At 68.8% G+C, this 17,329-nt stretch carries 14 protein-coding genes; 5 read left to right on the top strand and 9 right to left on the bottom strand.

What is annotated here, in order from left to right:
- Positions 1-70: 70 nt before the first annotated feature.
- Positions 71-217 carry a BrnA antitoxin family protein gene (locus tag QZ749_RS25635; protein WP_373896789.1) on the bottom strand — a complete coding sequence of 49 codons (147 nt, stop codon included), beginning with the start codon at positions 215-217 and terminating at the stop codon, positions 71-73.
- Positions 218-712: 495 nt separating this feature from the next.
- On the opposite strand from QZ749_RS25635, the gene metH reads away from it, so the two are divergent.
- Positions 713-4,489, top strand: coding sequence for a methionine synthase (gene metH, locus QZ749_RS06445; RefSeq protein WP_296944690.1), 3,777 nt, complete (start codon positions 713-715; stop codon positions 4,487-4,489).
- A 42-nt stretch (positions 4,490-4,531) separates the two neighbouring features.
- On the opposite strand, the gene QZ749_RS06440 is transcribed toward metH, so the two are convergent.
- The 8 genes from QZ749_RS06440 to rsmB all read right to left on the bottom strand — a co-directional run bounded on the left by QZ749_RS06440 (position 4,532) and on the right by rsmB (position 13,139).
- Positions 4,532-5,848: an EAL and HDOD domain-containing protein gene (locus QZ749_RS06440; RefSeq protein WP_296944688.1), complete on the bottom strand. Its 1,317-nt coding sequence runs from the start codon at positions 5,846-5,848 to the stop codon at positions 4,532-4,534.
- Positions 5,849-5,946: 98 nt separating this feature from the next.
- Positions 5,947-6,714: a class II glutamine amidotransferase gene (locus QZ749_RS06435; RefSeq protein ID WP_296944686.1), complete on the bottom strand. Its 768-nt coding sequence runs from the start codon at positions 6,712-6,714 to the stop codon at positions 5,947-5,949.
- 113 nt (positions 6,715-6,827) lie between these two features.
- The gene (locus QZ749_RS06430) at positions 6,828-7,085 is read right to left on the bottom strand and encodes a DUF3567 domain-containing protein (protein ID WP_036235350.1); all 258 of its coding nucleotides are present in this window, start codon (positions 7,083-7,085) and stop codon (positions 6,828-6,830) included.
- 274 nt (positions 7,086-7,359) lie between these two features.
- Positions 7,360-7,740, bottom strand: a complete 381-nt coding sequence (locus tag QZ749_RS06425) for a GTPase (RefSeq protein WP_296944682.1) — start codon at positions 7,738-7,740, stop codon at positions 7,360-7,362.
- Positions 7,741-7,750: 10 nt separating this feature from the next.
- Complete coding sequence (locus tag QZ749_RS06420; RefSeq protein ID WP_296944680.1) at positions 7,751-8,497, bottom strand: response regulator; 747 nt, start codon at positions 8,495-8,497, stop codon at positions 7,751-7,753.
- 88 nt (positions 8,498-8,585) lie between these two features.
- Entirely contained in the window at positions 8,586-10,892 is a 2,307-nt protein-coding gene (locus tag QZ749_RS06415; RefSeq protein WP_296944678.1) for an ATP-binding protein, read from the bottom strand.
- Positions 10,893-10,895: 3 nt separating this feature from the next.
- Positions 10,896-11,420, bottom strand: a complete 525-nt coding sequence (locus QZ749_RS06410) for a DUF4390 domain-containing protein (RefSeq protein WP_296944674.1) — start codon at positions 11,418-11,420, stop codon at positions 10,896-10,898.
- Between the two features lie 75 nt (positions 11,421-11,495).
- Positions 11,496-13,139 (bottom strand): 16S rRNA (cytosine(967)-C(5))-methyltransferase RsmB, encoded by a 1,644-nt coding sequence (rsmB, locus tag QZ749_RS06405; RefSeq protein WP_296944672.1) that lies wholly within the window; start codon positions 13,137-13,139, stop codon positions 11,496-11,498.
- A 185-nt stretch (positions 13,140-13,324) separates the two neighbouring features.
- Here rsmB and argS point away from each other — a divergent pair, with 185 nt between their 5' ends.
- From argS to QZ749_RS06385, 4 genes are all read left to right on the top strand, one after another.
- Entirely contained in the window at positions 13,325-15,052 is a 1,728-nt protein-coding gene (gene argS, locus QZ749_RS06400) for an arginine--tRNA ligase (protein WP_296944670.1), read from the top strand.
- A gap of 34 nt (positions 15,053-15,086) precedes the next feature.
- Entirely contained in the window at positions 15,087-15,785 is a 699-nt protein-coding gene (locus QZ749_RS06395; protein WP_296944668.1) for an SPOR domain-containing protein, read from the top strand.
- Between the two features lie 62 nt (positions 15,786-15,847).
- Positions 15,848-16,531 carry a thiol:disulfide interchange protein DsbA/DsbL gene (locus tag QZ749_RS06390; protein WP_296944666.1) on the top strand — a complete coding sequence of 228 codons (684 nt, stop codon included), beginning with the start codon at positions 15,848-15,850 and terminating at the stop codon, positions 16,529-16,531.
- The gene (locus QZ749_RS06385; RefSeq protein ID WP_296944663.1) at positions 16,528-17,319 is read left to right on the top strand and encodes a biotin--[acetyl-CoA-carboxylase] ligase; all 792 of its coding nucleotides are present in this window, start codon (positions 16,528-16,530) and stop codon (positions 17,317-17,319) included. The genes QZ749_RS06390 and QZ749_RS06385 overlap by 4 nt, the downstream gene beginning before the upstream one ends.
- Positions 17,320-17,329: the final 10 nt, after the last annotated feature.

The raw sequence follows: 17,329 nt of genomic DNA, 5'->3' as shown, positions 1-17,329 counted from the left end.
CCGTCGACCCGCGGGGCGCTGGGCCCCGGTCACGTGCCCGGCGCGCCGCGCCGGGCTGTCCTGTCGTGTATCAGTGCTGCTCGCCCTGGGCGCGCACGCGGTTGGCTTCCATGTACTCGCGCAGTACCTGGTTGATGCGGGTCTGGTAGCCCGGACCGGCCGACTTGAACCAGTCCAGCATGTCGACGTCGAGGCGGATGGTAACGATTTGTTTCACACCGCCAGCGGCGTGGGCCTTGATCGGCGCGGCGGCGTCATCGCCGCGAGCGGCCGGCTGGTCCCATTCAGGCACGTATTCTTTATTCATAGCAATCTTCCCATTGTGGAGGCGGAAAAACGGTCCGCGTATGCCGTGTTTTTGGACTAGGCACCGCGCCAACGGCGGTTCCATGGGGTTTATTGTCATGCCTGTATGTATCTTGGAAATTGCTAAACCCCCCGTATTTGTATCCTTCTGTAACAATCGGATCATTGAAACACTACGTTACAAACGTCTTTACGCCACGCTTTTTTTGAGGCGTCCGGCACCATCTCATCGATGCCGGAACAAACCCGGCGAGTGACGGTATAATTTCAGACCCGCCTGACGGGACGCCACCGATTCGCCGCACGCCGCCACCCCTGGCATGCGCCGCGCCGCCACCCGTGCGGTGCCCTGCGACGCTCGCTGGCATCCCTGACAACAGCCCCGAATTCCCTACGAAAGCACACGATGACCAGCGCCGTCCCCACCGTCTCCCCCGTCGAAGCCCAGCTGCGCGCCACGCTCGCGCGCCGCATCATGATCCTCGATGGCGCGATGGGCACGATCATCCAGCAGTACAAGCTGGACGAAACCGCCTACCGCGGCGGCCCCGGGGGCCGTTTCGCCGACTTCGCCGCGCCCGCCGGCAGCGGCGCCCGCGAGCTGTTCGTCAAGGGGAACAACGAGCTGCTGAACCTGACGCAGCCGCAGATCATCCAGGAAATCCACGAACGCTACCTGGCGGCCGGCGCCGACATCATCGAGACCAACACCTTCGGCGCCACCGGCGTGGCCCAGGACGACTACCACATGGCGCACCTGGTCTACGAGATGAACGTGCAGGCCGCGAAGCTGGCGCGCGCCGCCTGCGCGAAGTACTCGACGCCGGATCGGCCGCGCTACGCCGCCGGCGCCCTCGGCCCGACGCCCAAGACCGCCTCGATCTCGCCCGACGTGAACGACCCGGCGGCGCGCAACGTGACCTTCGACCAGCTGGTCGCGTCCTACCACGAACAGGTCTGCGCGCTGGTCGAAGGCGGCGTCGACCTGCTGCTGGTCGAGACCATCTTCGACACGCTCAACTGCAAGGCGGCGCTGTTCGCCATCGACCAGTACTTCGACGCGCACCCGGCAACCCCGCGCCTGCCGCTGATGATCTCGGGCACCGTCACCGACGCCTCGGGCCGCATCCTGTCCGGCCAGACCGTCACCGCATTCTGGAACTCGGTGCGCCACGCGAAGCCGCTGACCATCGGCCTGAACTGCGCGCTGGGCGCCGCGCTGATGCGCCCGTACGCGCAGGAACTGTCGCAGATCGCCGATACGTATGTGTGCATCTACCCGAACGCCGGCCTGCCCAACCCGATGAGCGACACCGGCTTCGACGAACTGCCGGAAGACACCTCGGCCCTGCTGCGCGAATTCGCCGACGCGGGCTTCGTCAACGTGGCCGGCGGCTGCTGCGGCACGACGCCGGAGCACATCCAGGCGATCGCCGACCTGCTGGCCAGCGCCACGCCGCGCACCGTGCCGACGATCCCGACGGCGCTGCGCCTGTCCGGCCTGGAGCCGTTCACCATCGACGACGACTCGCTGTTCGTGAACGTCGGCGAGCGCACCAACGTCACGGGCTCGAAGGCGTTCGCGCGCATGATCCTGAACGAACAGTACGACGAGGCGCTGTCGGTGGCGCGCCAGCAGGTCGAGAACGGCGCCCAGGTCATCGACGTCAACATGGACGAGGCGATGCTCGACTCCGTCGCCGCGATGACGCGCTTCCTGAACCTGGTGGCGTCGGAACCCGACATCTCGCGCGTGCCGATCATGGTCGACTCGTCGAAATGGAGCGTGATCGAGGCGGGCCTGAAGTGCGTGCAGGGCAAGGCCATCGTCAACTCGATCTCGATGAAGGAAGGCGAGGAGGAGTTCCTGCGCCAGGCAAAGCTGTGCCGCCGCTACGGCGCCGCCGTCATCGTCATGGCCTTCGACGAGAAGGGCCAGGCCGACACCTTCGAGCGCAAGATCGAGATCTGCAAGCGCGCCTACGACACCCTGGTGCAGAAGGTCGGCTTCCCGCCCGAGGACATCATCTTCGACCCGAACATCTTCGCGATCGCCACCGGCATCGAGGAGCACGACAACTACGCGGTGGACTTCATCAACGCCACCCGCTGGATCCACGAGAACCTGCCGCACGCGAAGATCTCGGGCGGCGTGTCGAACGTGTCGTTCTCGTTCCGCGGCAACGACCCGGCGCGCGAGGCGATCCACACCGTGTTCCTGTACCACGCGATCAAGGCCGGCATGACCATGGGGATCGTCAACGCCGGCATGGTCGGCGTCTACGACGACCTCGATCCGGAACTGCGCGAGCGCGTCGAAGACGTGGTGCTGAACCGCCGCGCCGACGCCACCGAGCGCATGATCGAATTCGCCGGCCGCCTGAAGGCGGGCGGCGCGAAGCAGGAGCAGAACCTCGAGTGGCGCAACGCGCCGGTCGGCAAGCGCCTGTCGCACTCGCTCGTGCACGGCATCACGCAGTGGATCGTCGAGGACACCGAGGAAGCGCGCCAGCAGATCATGGCCGACGGTGGCCGTCCGATCCACGTGATCGAGGGCCCGCTGATGGACGGCATGAACGTGGTCGGCGACCTGTTCGGGCAGGGCAAGATGTTCCTGCCGCAGGTGGTGAAATCGGCGCGCGTGATGAAGCAGGCCGTGGCCCACCTGGTGCCGTTCATCGAGGAAGAAAAGGCGGCCGAGGAAGCGCGCACCGGCATCGTGGCGAAACCGAAGGGCAAGATGGTGATTGCCACCGTCAAGGGCGACGTGCACGACATCGGCAAGAACATCGTCTCGGTGGTCCTGCAGTGCAATAACTTCGAGATCGTCAACATGGGCGTGATGGTGCCGGCCGCCGAGATCCTGGCCAAGGCCAAGGAAGAGAACGCGGACATCGTCGGCCTGTCGGGCCTGATCACGCCGTCGCTGGAAGAGATGGCCCACGTGGCGCGCGAGATGCAGCGCGACCCGTGGTTCCGCGACCGCAAGATCCCCCTCTTGATCGGCGGCGCCACCACCAGCCGCGCGCACACCGCCGTCAAGATCGCGCCGCACTACGAAGGCCCGGTCGTGTACGTGCCGGACGCCTCGCGCTCGGTGTCGGTGGGCCAGTCGCTGGTGACGGCCGACCTGCGCGACGGCTACGTGGCCGAACTGGAATCGGACTACGAGCGCATCCGCGAGCAGCACGCCAACAAGAAGGCGCTGCCGATGGTGTCGCTGGCCCAGGCGCGCGCCAACAAGGCCAAGCTGGCGTACGCGCCGGCCAGGCCGAAGTTCGTCGGCCGGCGCGTCTTCAAGAACGTCGACCTCGCGACCCTGGCGCGCTACATCGACTGGGGCCCGTTCTTCCAGACCTGGGACCTGGCCGGCCCCTACCCCGCCATCCTGACCGACGAGGTCGTGGGCGAGGCGGCGACCAAGGTGTTCGCCGAGGGCCAGGCGATGCTCAAGAAGCTCATCGACGGCCGCTGGCTGACGGCCAACGGCGTCATCGCCCTGCTGCCGGCGAACAGCGTGAACGACGACGACATCGAGATCTACAAGGACGACACGCGCGGCGCAGTGGACTTCACCTGGTACGGCCTGCGCCAGCAGGGCGTCAAGCCGGTCGTGGACGGCGTGCAGCGCCCCAACCAGTGCCTGGCCGACTTCATCGCGCCGAAGGGTTCCGGCATCAACGACTACATCGGCATGTTCGCCGTGACGGCCGGCCTGGGCATCGAGAAGCACGAGCAGCGTTTCGAGCAAGCGGGCGACGACTACTCGTCGATCATGCTCAAGGCCCTGGCCGACCGCCTGGCCGAAGCCTTCGCCGAATACCTGCACGAGCGCGTGCGCACCGACCTGTGGGGCTATGCGGCGGGCGAGGACCTGACGAACGAGGCCCTGATCAAGGAAGACTACGTCGGCATCCGCCCGGCGCCGGGCTATCCCGCCTGCCCGGAGCACACGGTGAAGAAGGAAATGTTCGAGACGCTGCAGGCGACCGAGATCGGGATGGAACTGACGGAATCGTATGCGATGTACCCGGGCGCGGCGGTGTCGGGCTTCTACTTCTCGCACCCGGAATCGAAGTACTTCGTGGTCGGCAAGATCGGCCAGGACCAGCTCGAGGACATGGCGCAGCGGCGCGGGATGGACAAGGCGGAACTGGAACGGCACCTGGCGCCGAACCTGTAGGCCGGCGGCGCGTAGGGTGCGCACCCCGTGCGCACCGCGCGTTCAAATCGCGTAGCGGACGACGCTGTCGCTCCACTGGTAGGCCGACATCTCGAGCTCGATCATGTCGTCGCCGGTGATGGCCAGCTCCTTCAGCGCCGGCAGCACCATGTCGTCGGCGCTGTCGGCCTGCTCGATCATCTCGGCCAGCTTGAGCAGCTCGCCGAAGAAGCCTTCGCGTCGCAGCAGCGCGTTGCGGATCTCGTCGCTCACCGGGATCTGCTCGACGATGTCGGCCATCGGGATGCCGAACAGCGCGTCCATCAGCGACATGATGCCGGCCGTGAAGGCCACCTCGCCCAGCTGGCGCTGGCCCGGACGCAGGCGCTGCGCCAGCAGTTCCATCAGGCGGCCGCGCGTCGTCGCCAGCATCAGCAGCGGGGTCTGGTTGTGGCCGCGCGTGGCGGGCTCGGCGTACAGCATGATCTGCAGCCAGCGCTGCAGCTGGCGCCGGCCCAGCACGACCAGCGCCTGGCTGACCGAATCGATGCGCTGGCGCGCGCCCACCGCGGGCGTGTTCACCAGGCGCAGCAGGTTCAGCGCCAGCGTCACGTCCTTCTTGACCGCGCGCTCGATCTCGACGTTGTCGACGTCGGACATGACGAGGTTCATCAGGTCCAGCACCGTCAGCTGCGACGGCGACAGCTTGCGCCCGCCCAGCACCGACGGCCTGGCGAAATAATAGCCCTGGAAGTAGTCGAAGCCGAAGTCCAGGCAGGCCTGGTATTCCTCGCGCGTCTCGACCTTCTCGGCCACGACCAGCTTTTCCATCGCGTGCAGGCGCCGCACCAGCGCCGGCAGGGTGCCGTGCGGGACGATGCGCAGGTCGAGCTTGACGAAGGACACCAGCGGCAGCAGGCGCTGCAGGCGCAGGCTGTCGCCGTCGACGCCGTCGATGGCGAAGCGGAAGCCATGGCCGGCCAGTTCGCGCATGCGCGCCAGCACCGCCTCGTCCGGCACCACCGAGGACACGATCTCGAGCACGGTGCGGTCGCGCGGCAGGAAGGCGAAGATGTCGCTGGCCAGGGTCTCCGCGTCGACGTTCAGGAAGCAGGCGGCGTCGCCGATCGCGCGCGCCAGCCCGAGCTGGGCCGCGTGGGCGATCACGGCGGCGGTGGCCGACAGGCCGCTGGGCATCGCGGCGCCCTCGGCATGCGGCGCCGGCATGCCCGGCAGGGCCATGCCCGGCGCCGTGCCGCGAAACAGCAGCTCGTAGCCGTACAGGGCCTGGTCGCGATCGAGGACGGGCTGTCGCCCCAGGTAGAAATCACGCACGCGCAACGGGTAGTCGGCGCGCTCGGCGCTCGCGGTATCGGTCATCTCGGACTCATGAACAATAGCATCCGGTTACTTTACCGCATTCCGACAGCGCAGTGACCGGATGAAAAACATTTCTGTAAAAAAACGTTACAAAAATCTTAGGTTTGCGGCAATCCATCCACAAACATCTTCAGCTCGCCGGGCGCGAAGTCGGTCCAGGTTTCGTTCTTCGTGAGCGGCGTGGTGACGATGATGGCGACGCGGTCGTTCGGCGTCGTGACCTGGGAAAAGTCGACGGACAGGTCTTCGTCGGACAGGCAGGCGGACGCGAACGGGTACTGGCGCACGATGTAGCACAGCTTGGTCGAGCAGTGCGCGAACAATGCGGTGCCGTCGGACAGCATCATGTTGAAGGTGCCGTGGCGCGCGACGATGGCGACCAGGTCAGCCAGCGCGGCGCGCAGTTGCGCCAGCGCCGGCGGCCGCTCGCCGAAGCGTTCGCGCAACTGCTGCAGCAGGAAACAGAAGGCGCGCTCGCTGTCGGTATTGCCGACGGGGCGGTACGGGCCGTCGAGGACCGGGTCGAACGCCTTCAGGTCGCCGTTGTGGGCGAACACCCAGTAGCGTCCCCACAGCTCGCGCACGAAGGGATGGCAGTTTTCCAGCGCCACCTGGCCCTGCGTGGCCTTGCGGATGTGGGCGACGACGTTCAGCGACTTGATCGGGTAGTGCTTGATCAGCTCGGCGATCGGCGAGGCGACGGCCGCCTGGTGATCGACGAAATGGCGCACGCCGGCCCCTTCGAAGAAGGCGATGCCCCAGCCGTCATGGTGGGTGTCGGTACGGCCGCCGCGATGGGCGAACCCGGTAAAACTGAACACGATGTCCGTCGGGACATTGCAGTTCATGGCAAGAAGTTGACACATGGGGCAAGCTTACCATGCGCCGGCACAAAGCCGGAATGCGGAACACGTGATTGGAAAAGAACGAGGGCGGACAGGATCCGGACCGCCGCGACGGGCGGGTCCGGACAGGGGTTTCAATGCAGGACGACCGGTTGGCTCATCAGGGTATCGTACGAACCCAGGAAGTCGTCGATCTCTTCCATCGTGGGTTCGCTGGCGATCAGGTTGTTGACGTCGCGCCGGAAGGCTTGCGCCAGTTTGCCGCCGATGAACGCTTCGCGCCGGCCGGACTTGTCGACGATCTCGTAGCCGCCGAAACGCAGGGCTTCGAGGTTGTGGTCGACGCCGAATTCCACGACGCTGTACTGTTCGCTGTTGTAGATCATGTTCATGATGACTCCTTCACTCGATCAGATGGGTGCAGGTGCTGCCCGGCGGCGGACAGCGCTTGGGCACCTCGAAACACCGTCGCGAGCGGTCGCAATGGCGGTCGGGAAGCGCCGCCGTACGTCGGTACGGCGGGCGTCGCGGGCCGCCAGTGCAACGCGCACCTGGTTATTCGCGCTGCCCATTTGGCATTCCACTTCGACTAAGAGATAAGGCTGTCCGGACCGATTTCAAGGAGCGCAACATATTGTTACGTTCGGATCGACGAGACAGATGGCATCAGGCCTGCAAGTCCGGGGTCAGCCTCAACAGCTGATCGTATGGCTCGGATTGCAGCCACGATCGCAACTGATCAAGATGCTCGCCGCGGGCGACGCCGATGAATAGCCGCTCGGGACGCTGGCGCAGCAGGCGATTCAATGTTACACGCAAAACCAGATTGCCGGTGCAGCACAGGCAACCGGGCGCGATGCGGGCCGGGGCCGGATGCAGGCTGGCGGCGAACGCGTCGAGCGGGGAGGAGCCGGGCGCGAGGCCCTCGAGGATGATGGCGGTGGCGCCGTGCGCTGCGGGCAGGCTGGCGGCGATCGCCGCTTCCCTGGCCTGCGCACTGGGCCCGGTGACCAGGGTGGCGCACACGGGCGCCAGGGCGGTCGTCATGGCGCGGCGGTCATTGCGCGCTCTTTTTACCGAGCTTTCCGGGTTCGACGCCGAGCTGCTTGAGCTTGCGGTACAGGTGGGTGCGTTCCAGGCCGGTCTTTTCGGCCACGCGCGTCATGGAACCGCCTTCGCGGCCCAGGTGGTGCTCGAAGTACATGCGCTCGAAGGCGTCGCGCGCCTCGCGCAGCGGCAGGTCGAAGGACAGCGTGTAGCCGTGCGCATGCGCCTCGCCGTTGCTCACGGGGCGACCCACGCCGATGGCGCCGGCGCCCGCCATGCCCGCCGGCTGCGGCGCGTACATCGGCTGCGCCTGCACGCTCGGTTCGGGGATCGGGGCCGCGGCCGCCGATGCCACCGGGCGCGGGGCGCTGGCCGGCGCGCGCGCCGCTTCCTGGCCGCGCGCCAGGCCCTGCTGCACCGCCTTCAGCAGCTTCTGCAGGGCGATCGGCTTTTCGAGGAAATTCAGGGCGCCGATGCGCGTGGCCTCGACCGCCGTGTCGATGGTGGCGTGGCCCGACATCATGATGACCGGCATGGTGAGCAGGCCGTCGCGCTGCCACTCCTTGAGCAGGGTGACGCCGTCGGTGTCCGGCATCCAGATGTCGAGCAGCACCAGGTCGGGCGCGCCCTGCTGGCGCGCATTGCGCGCCTGCTGCGCGTTCTCCGCCAGCTGCACCGCATGGCCCTCGTCCCCCAGGATTTCCGAGAGCAGCTCGCGGATGCCCATTTCATCGTCAACTACGAGTATGTTCGCCATCTTGTCATGCCTTCCTGATCTTCTACGGGAAAGTCCAAAAGCGCCACCGGTGTGACGCTTTTTTCAAGCTTACCCTACAGCCAAGATTCTATGCGCGAATCGCGCTTTCGGCCAAGTTCGCCTCTGGAGCTAACTTTAGCAGCAAAATCGATACCGAAGCGCCAGCACCGTCGGAGCGGTTGGCGACGTCGATGCGGCCACCGTGTTCGTCGATGATCTTCTTGACCATCGGCAGGCCCAGTCCGGTACCGCGCGCCTTCGACGTGACGTACGGCTCGAACGCGCGCGACAGGATCTTCGGCGCGAAACCGGGACCGTTGTCGACGATGGCCAGGCGCACCGCGGTGCCGGTGCAGCCGTCGGCGCCGACGTAGTGGATCGCCTCGGTGACCAGGTCGATGCGCGGCGCCGGGCCGCCGGGCGCGCGGTCGGCCAGCGCGTCCTGGGCGTTCTGCAGCAGGTTGTGGATCACCTGGCGCAGCTGGGTGGGATCGCCCATCACCAGCGGCAGGCCGGGCGCGAGCTGGGGGTGGATGATGTCGGAACCGTCCTCGGCCAGGTAGAGGTTGAGGATCTCGTCGATCAGGCCGTTCAGGTCGAGCGGCGACAGGTGCGCCGGCGGCGCCTTGGCGTAGTCGCGGAAGTCGTCGACCATGCGCTTCATCGCCGCCACCTGGTTGACGATGGTGTCGGTGGCCTTGTTCAGGAGTTCCGCGCCCTGGGCGTCGACGCGGTCGGCGAGCTTCATCTGCAGGCGCTCGGCCGACAGCTGGATCGGCGTGAGCGGGTTCTTGATCTCGTGCGCCAGGCGACGCGCGACCTCGCCCCAGGCCACCGAGCGCTGCGCCGAGATCACGTCGGAGATGTCGTCGAACACGACGATGAAACCGCTGCCCGCCCCCACCGGCAGGCGCGAGCCGCGCGCCAGCAGGGTGAGGTCGTGGTCGTCGGCGCTGCCGGGGCGGCGCGGAATCTCGATCTGCTGCTGCCAGTGCGCGCGCAGCGGCGCCCGCCCGCGTCCCGCGGCCGACTGCGCGCTCTGCGCCGAGAACGCGCGCGTGACGGCGCCGGCGAAGCTTTCCATGCCCTCGATCGCGTCGAGCGGACGGCCCGCCAGCGAGGCGATGTCGACCTGCAGGATGCGGTGCACGGCGTCGTTCGAATTGACCACGACGCCGTCGGCATCCATCACGATCACGCCGGCGGACATGTTGGCGAGCACCGACTCCAGGTGGGCCTTGGCGCTTTCCAGCGCGGCGCGGTTGCGCTCCACGGCGGAGCGCGCCTCGAACAGCTGGCCCGTCATGGCGTTGAAGGATTGCGTCAGCGTGCCCAGCTCGTCGCGCGTCTCGACGATCGGCCGCGGCGACAGGTCGCCCTCGGCCACCGCGCGCGTGCCCTCGGCCAGCACCAGCAGCGGCTGCGCCAGGTTGCGCGCGATCAGGAAGGCGCTGCCGATCGCGGCGAAGATCGCCAGCAGCAGCGTCAGCGTCAGCGTGCCGATGTACATCTTGCGCAGGCCGGTGCGGGCCTGGGCGCGCGCCTGGTATTCGCTGTAGGCGGTGCTGAGCACCTCGGCGTTCGAGGCCAGGTTGACGGGCACGCCCTGCAGCAGCTGCAGGTAGCGCGGCGCCATGCCGGGCGGCTCGGGCACCGCCACCACCACGCGCAGGCGCAGGCCGGTGACGGCGTCCAGGCCGCTGGGCTGGTCGTCGCTCATCTTGGCCAGGTCGCGGTCGATGCCGCCCTCGGCGCGCGCGTAGCCGCCCGGCATGGCGGCCTGGCGCAGCATCTGCGGCGTCGGCAGGTCCGGCGCCAGGTCGGCGCCGCGCACCTCGGAACTGCCGCCCACCAGCGTGCCGTCGGCCGTCAGCAGCATGGCGCTCTGCATGCCGCTGTTCTCCTCGACGGCGCGGGCGAGGATGGCGCGCGCCGCCTCGTCGTCCTGCCCGGCGAGCGTGGCCGCGGTGGTGCCGGCGCCGGCGCCGAGCTCGGTGAGCGCCTCGTCCAGCGCCGCGTGGCCCAGGTTCAGGCCGGACTGCAGCGCGGCCTCGATCTTGACGTCGAACCAGCTCTCGATCGAGTGCGAGACGAACTGCACCGAGACCATGAAGATGACCAGCCCGGGCAGGATGCCGATGCCGGCGAACAGCAGCATCAGGCGCGCCATCAGGCGCGAGCCGAAGCGGCCGGCCTTGTAGCCGGAATACAGGCGCGCCAGGTTGACGATCACCAGGATCAGCAGGGCGCCGGCCACGGCGGCGTTCAGTCCCAGCAGCCAGTAGAAGTTACGGTCGAAGAAGTCCGAGTTGTCGGACGCCGAGGCCAGCAGGAACAGCAGGATCGAGGCGATCGCGCTGCCGACCACGAGGGCGTAACGCAGGGCCTGGGTCACGGCTTACTCCGCACGGTAGGTGAAGGTCTTCTTGTTCGACGACAGGCGCCAGTCGGAGTTGTTGAAGGCATCGACCTGGAGCGGCTTCGACAGGGTCTCGCGGTCCATGAACATGCGCAGCGTGACGTTGTAGACTTCGCCGGTCTTGAGCGCCCCCCTCGGCGCGACCAGCCAGCGGCTCGGGCGCCGGATGAAGAACAGCGCCTCCTCGAGCGTGTCGAAGGGCTGCTGCAGGCTGCCCGGCACGACCACGTAGTAGACGCGCGTGAGCACGTGGTAGTACAGGCGCACGGTGCGCTTGATGGAGACGGCGCGGTCGTCGGTCCAGTACCAGCGCGGGCGCGTCAGCTCCAGCTCGGTGGTGAAATACAGCGACATGCCGTGCTGGACGGCCTGCTGCAGGCCGTAGGTCAGTTCGAACGAATAGGCGGCGTTGAGGCGGTAGCCGTCGTCGGCGGCCTCGATGCTGGCGCGGGTGATCTCGATCCCGTCGGCCGCCTGCGCGCTGGCGCATGCGAAGACCAGCATGAACTGGCAGGCGAGGAGTCGGAAAAATCGTAAAGTCACTAGGGCCAGAGCCTTAAAAAGCGTTGTCGGGAAGTCTCACGCCCCAGCCTTGTGGAACAGGGCGTAGAACAGACCGTCATGATCCTGCCCGGCGCCGCTGTTGGGAAGCAGTTGGCCCGGAGCGTCGAGTCGGACTGCACCATTGCGCACCGCGAAGGCGGCGGCCTGCGCTTCCGATTCTTGCGGCCAGAGCGAACATGTCACGAACAGCAATTTACCATCGGGCCGCAGCATTCGCCAAAGGTTGTCGAGTATTTTGGCGGAAAGTGTTGCAAGTTGGTGGGTATCGCTCTTGCGGCGCAGCCAGCGGATATCCGGGTGGCGGCGCACGATACCGGAGGCCGTGCACGGCACGTCGGCCAGGATACGATCGTATTGACGACCATCCCACCATCCGGCGTCTTCGGCGGCCCCCGCCCTGACCGTCGCCTGCAGGCCCAGGCGCTGCAGGTTCTGGTCGACGCGGACCAGGCGGCGCGCGTCGACGTCCAGCGAGGTCAGCTCGACGTCCGCCGTCTCCAGGATGTGGCCGCTCTTGCCGCCCGGGGCGGCGCAGGCGTCGAGCACGCGCATGCCGTCGGCCAGGTCCAGCAGCGGCGCGGCCAGCTGGGCGCCGGCATCCTGCACCGAGACCAGGCCGTCGGCGAAGCCGGGGATGTGCGCGACGTTGACGGCCTGGTCCAGGCGCACGGCCCACGGCCCGACCTGGCGCGCGCCCATGCCGGCCGCCTCCAGCGTGCGCAGGTAGTCCTCGACGCCGGTGCGGCGCCGGTTCACGCGCAGCGTCAGCGGCGGCTGGCGGTTGCCGGCCTCGAGGATGGCGCGCCAGTCGTCCGGGTAGGCGCCGCGCACGGCGTCGATCCACCACTGCGGGTAATTCCATTGCGCCAGCGGCGCGCGCAGCGCGGCCTCGAGCAGCTGGGCGCGCTCGCGCAGGAAGCGCCGCAGGACCGCGTTGACCATCGCCTTGGCATGGGCGAAGTCCGGGTGCGCGGCGGCCGCGCCCACGGCCTGGTCGACCACGGTGAAGGCTTCGTACGGCGCCGCCGTGCCTTCCGGCGGATCCAGCAGGGCCAGCGCGGCGTGCAGCAGGCCGGCCAGCATCGCCGGTTCCGGCGCCTTGCTGGTCATCAGGCCCAGCAGCACCTCGCTGCGTCCCAGCTGGCGCATGGCGCGGTAGGCGATGTCCTGGATCGCGCCGCGCGCCTGCGGGGCGGCGTCGTAGTCCTGGAAGACCTCGGCCAGCGCCTGCGGCAGCGCGATGCCGGCGCGCACCCGCGCCAGGCTGCCGGCCGCGCCCAGCAGGGCAAAGGCGAGCGAGTCCGCCTTGAGGTCGGGACGGTAGCCGAGCTGGGCCGCAACCTTGACCTCGTGGCTGTGGCGCAGGCGCGCCTCGTCCTGGTGGCTGGCCGCCGCCGGCGGGGCCGGGGCCGGGGCCGGGGCCGGGGCCGGCGCGCGCTCGGGGCCGCGCGCCGGGCGCCTGTCGTCCGGGCGCCGCTCGTCCCGGCCTCCCTGCGGCCGCGGCCCGGCCTGGCGCGGCGCCGGCGCCTGGCCCTGGGCGCCCGCGGGACGGCCCGCCCCGCCCGGGCCGGCCGGCCGCTTCTGCCCCGGACGCGCGGGGCCGGCACCGGCCGCCTTGGCCTTGGGTTTGAGGGTGAGCGTCGGGCGCTTTTCGGTCATGGCAATCAGTCAATGCATAAAGACGCACATTGTAGCGGGTAAGCGTTGCGCAGGCTTAAGCGAGACTTTGGAATCGTCCGGGCCAATGGTTTCCGGGTGGCGTCAAACCAGTATAATGGTTGCTGTTTGTCCGCGGCACGACCATCGCCCGGCACCGCCGTCCATTATATTTTCGACCATTCCCCATGCTCGCCCAACAAAAACAAGAGATCGTTGCCCTGTTCCAGGCCGCCCTGGCTCCCATCGTCGCCGGCAGCGACCTGACCCCGACCGACTTTGTTCCGAATATTGTCCTGGAACGCCCGCGCGATCCTTCCCATGGCGACGTCGCCTGCAACATCGCCATGCAGCTGGCCAAGCCACTCAAGACCAATCCGCGCGAACTGGCCACCCGCCTGGTCGCCGCCCTGCTGGCCGACCCGCAGGCGCAAGGCCTGGTCGAATCGGCCGAGGTGGCCGGTCCCGGCTTCATCAACCTGCGCGTGGCCGCCGGCGCCAAGCAGTCGGTCGTGCGCACGATCCTGGAACAGGCCGGCGCCTTCGGCCGCGGCACCGCCGGCAACGGCCACCACGCCATCATCGAGTTCGTCTCGGCCAACCCGACCGGACCGCTGCACGTGGGCCACGGCCGCCAGGCCGCGCTGGGCGACGCCCTGTCCTCGCTGTTCGAGTCGCAGGGCCACCAGGTGACCCGCGAGTTCTACTACAACGACGCCGGCGTCCAGATCGCCACCCTGGCCACCTCGGTGCAGGCGCGCGCGCGCGGCTTCAAGCCGGGCGACGCCGCGTGGCCGGAGTCGGCCTACAACGGCGACTACATCGCCGACATCGCCGCCGACTTCCTGGCCGGGAAGACCGTCTCGGCCAGCGACGGCGCCCCGGCCACCGCCAGCGGCGATGTCGAGGACATCGAATCGATCCGCCGCTTCGCCGTCACCTACCTACGCAACGAGCAGGACCAGGACCTGCAGGCCTTCGGCGTCAAGTTCGACAACTACTACCTCGAGTCCTCGCTGTACGCCGACGGCAAGGTGGAAGCCGCCGTGCAGGCGCTGGTCGATGCCGGCGTCACCTACGAGCAGGACGGCGCGCTGTGGCTCAAGACCACCGACTACGGCGACGACAAGGACCGCGTGATGCGCAAGTCGGACGGCACCTACACCTATTTCGTGCCGGACGTGGCGTACCACATCCAGAAGTTCAAGCGCGGCTTCGACCAGGCCATCAACGTGCAGGGCAGCGACCACCACGGCACCATCGCGCGCGTGCGCGCCGGCCTGCAGGCGGTGAACATCGGCATCCCGCAGGGCTATCCCGACTACGTGCTGCACAAGATGGTCACCGTCATGAAGAACGGCGAGGAGGTCAAGATCTCCAAGCGCGCCGGTTCCTACGTCACCGTGCGCGACCTGATCGAGTGGTCCGGCAACGGCGACGTCACCCGCGGCCGCGACGCCGTGCGCTTCTTCCTCATCTCGCGCAAGGCCGACACCGAGTTCGTGTTCGACGTCGACGTCGCCCTCGCCACCAACGACGAGAACCCGGTCTACTACGTGCAGTACGCCCATGCGCGCATCTGCTCTGCCCTGGCCAACTGGGGCGGCGACGTCGCCGGCCTGGCGGGCGTCGACCTGGCGCCGCTGACCGCGCCGCACGAGCAGGCCCTGCTGGCCAAGCTGGCCGCCTATCCGGAGATGCTGCAGCGCGCCCAGGCCGAACTCGGCCCGCACCAGGTCGCGTTCTACCTGCGCGAACTGGCCGGCGAGCTGCACAGCTACTACTTCGCGCACAAGTGGCTGCTGGACGACGACGAGCCGCTCAAGCTGGCGCGCCTGGCCCTGGCCACCGCCACCCGCCAGGTGCTGCGCAACGGCCTGGCCCTGATCGGCGTCTCCGCGCCGGACAAGATGTAATCATTGCCCTCCGATCGACTCGACACCGCACCACATGACCGCTGTTTTCCGTTTCCGCTCCCTTTCGCGCCAGCGCGGCAGTACGCTGACTGGCCTCATCATCGGCCTGGTCGTCGGCCTGGGCATCGCGGTCGCGGTGGCCCTGACGATCACCAAGGGCGCCTCGCCCTTCACCGAAAAGACGGCCAAGTCCGGCCGTCCGGCCGACCCGGCGCCCGGCCAGGCGGCCGACCCGAACAAGCCGATGTACGGCAACCGCGACGCCGCGCGCGAAGCCAACCGGGCGCTGGCCGACAAGGCCGCGCGCGGCGCGGCGCCGGCCGAGACCGCGCCGGCCCCCGCGCCGGCGGCGCCGGCCAAGCCGTCCGACGATCCGCTGGGCCAGGTCATCGCCGGCCTCAAGGATCCGTCCGAGAACCACGCGCCGGCCGCGCCCCGCCCCACCCCGGCACCGGCCCCAGCCGCCGCATCGGCGCCGGCGGCCGCCGGCACCGGCGAGTACATCTATTACCTGCAGGCCGGCGCCTTCCGCGACCTGTCGGATGCCGAGGCGACCCGCGCCAAGCTGGCCCTGCTCGGCTTCGAGGCCGCGCTCAGCGACCGCGCCAGCGACAGCGGCACGCTGCACCGCGTGCGCATCGGCCCGTTCAACCAGGTCGAAGCCATGAACAAGGCGCGCGCCAAGCTGCTCGACAGCGGCGTCGACGTCGCCATCGTGCGCAACCAGCGTTGAGCCACCCCTTGCCCACCTGCCGCGGCACCCGCCTGCGCGGCCAACAAGAAAAAGGAGAAGCCATGCGCGCACCGCGCCGCCTGTTCTGCACCGCCCTGCTCGGCCTCGCCGCCGCCGCGACCCTCCCGGGCGCCGCCGGCGCCGCCGAACCGGTGCCCGGCAACCAGTACGTGCTGCTGGCGTCGCCGCAGCCGACCGATACCGGCAAGAAGGTCGAGGTCATCGAGTTCTTCGCCTATTACTGCCCGCACTGCGCCGCCTTCGAGCCGCTGCTGGCCGACTGGGTCCGGAAACAGGGCGACAACATCGTGTTCAAGCGCGTGCACGTCGCGGCCGGCGCCGCCGCGCTGGCGCAGCAGCGCCTGTTCTACACGCTCGACGCGATGGGCCTGCTGGAGCAGTACCACGCCAGGGTATTCAAAGCGATGCACGTCGAGCGCCTGCGCCTGGGCAGCGACGAGCAGGTGTTCGACTGGGTCGGCCAGGCCGGCATCGACCGCGCGAAGTTCATCGATACCTACCGCTCGTTCGGCATCCAGGCGCGCCTGCGCCGCGCCGGCGCGATGATGGACGCCTACGACGTGCAGTACTGGCCGCTGGTGGTCGTCGACGGCCGCTTCGTCACCTCGCCTTCGCAGGCCGGCAAGTCGCTGCCGGGCTCGAACGAGACCCAGCAGCAGCAAGCTTCCCTCGACGTGATGGACTACCTGGTCGCCAGGGCGAAGGCGGAGAAGGACAAGCGATGAGCGCGCACGCGTCCATGGACGCGGCACGGATCGCGGGCCTGGCGCAGGCCGGCGCGGACGTGCGGGTCGAGGTCGTGGCGCAGACCGGCTCGACCAACGCCGACCTGCTGGCGCGCGCGCCCGGCCTGGCCGGGCCGCTGCTGCTGGTCGCCGAGCACCAGACCGCGGGACGCGGGCGCGCCGGCCGCAGCTGGCTGTCCGAGCCGGGCAACTCGCTGACCTTCTCGCTGGCCTGGCGCATCGACGGCGGGCCGGCGCGCCTGACCGGCCTGCCGCTGGCGATCGGCACGGCGCTGGCCGAGACGCTGGCCCGGCTCGGCCAGCCGGTCGCGCTGAAGTGGCCGAACGACGTGCTCAAGGACGGCGACAAGCTGGCCGGCATCCTGGTCGAGACCACGGCGGCGCCGGATGGCGCGACCTGGGCCGTGATCGGCGTCGGATTGAACCTCGTCATGCCCGACGAACTCGAAGCCAGGATAGGCCGCCCGGTGGCCGCCATGCCGTGGCTGGCGCGCATGGACCGCGACGCCCTGCTGGCGGCCCTGCTCGACGGCCTGGCCGGCGCGCTGCGCGCCTTCGAACGCGGCGGCTTCGCCGCGTTCAGCGCGCGCTGGAACGGGCTGCACGCCTACCAGGGCCGGCCGGTCGCGATCCTCGACCGCGGCGCGGTGCTGCACGAAGGGCTGGCCGCCGGGGTCGACGATGCCGGCCGCCTGCTGCTGGACACGGACGCGGGCCGCATCGCGATCGTGGCCGGCGACGTCTCGTTGCGCCCCAGGGAAACGTAAGCGAAAGGAG

Source organism: uncultured Massilia sp. (genome assembly GCF_913773735.1).
Lineage (GTDB): Bacteria > Pseudomonadota > Gammaproteobacteria > Burkholderiales > Burkholderiaceae_D > Telluria.
The sequence above is the reverse complement of the archived record's forward strand: the minus strand, read 5'-3'. Positions and strand labels throughout refer to the sequence as shown.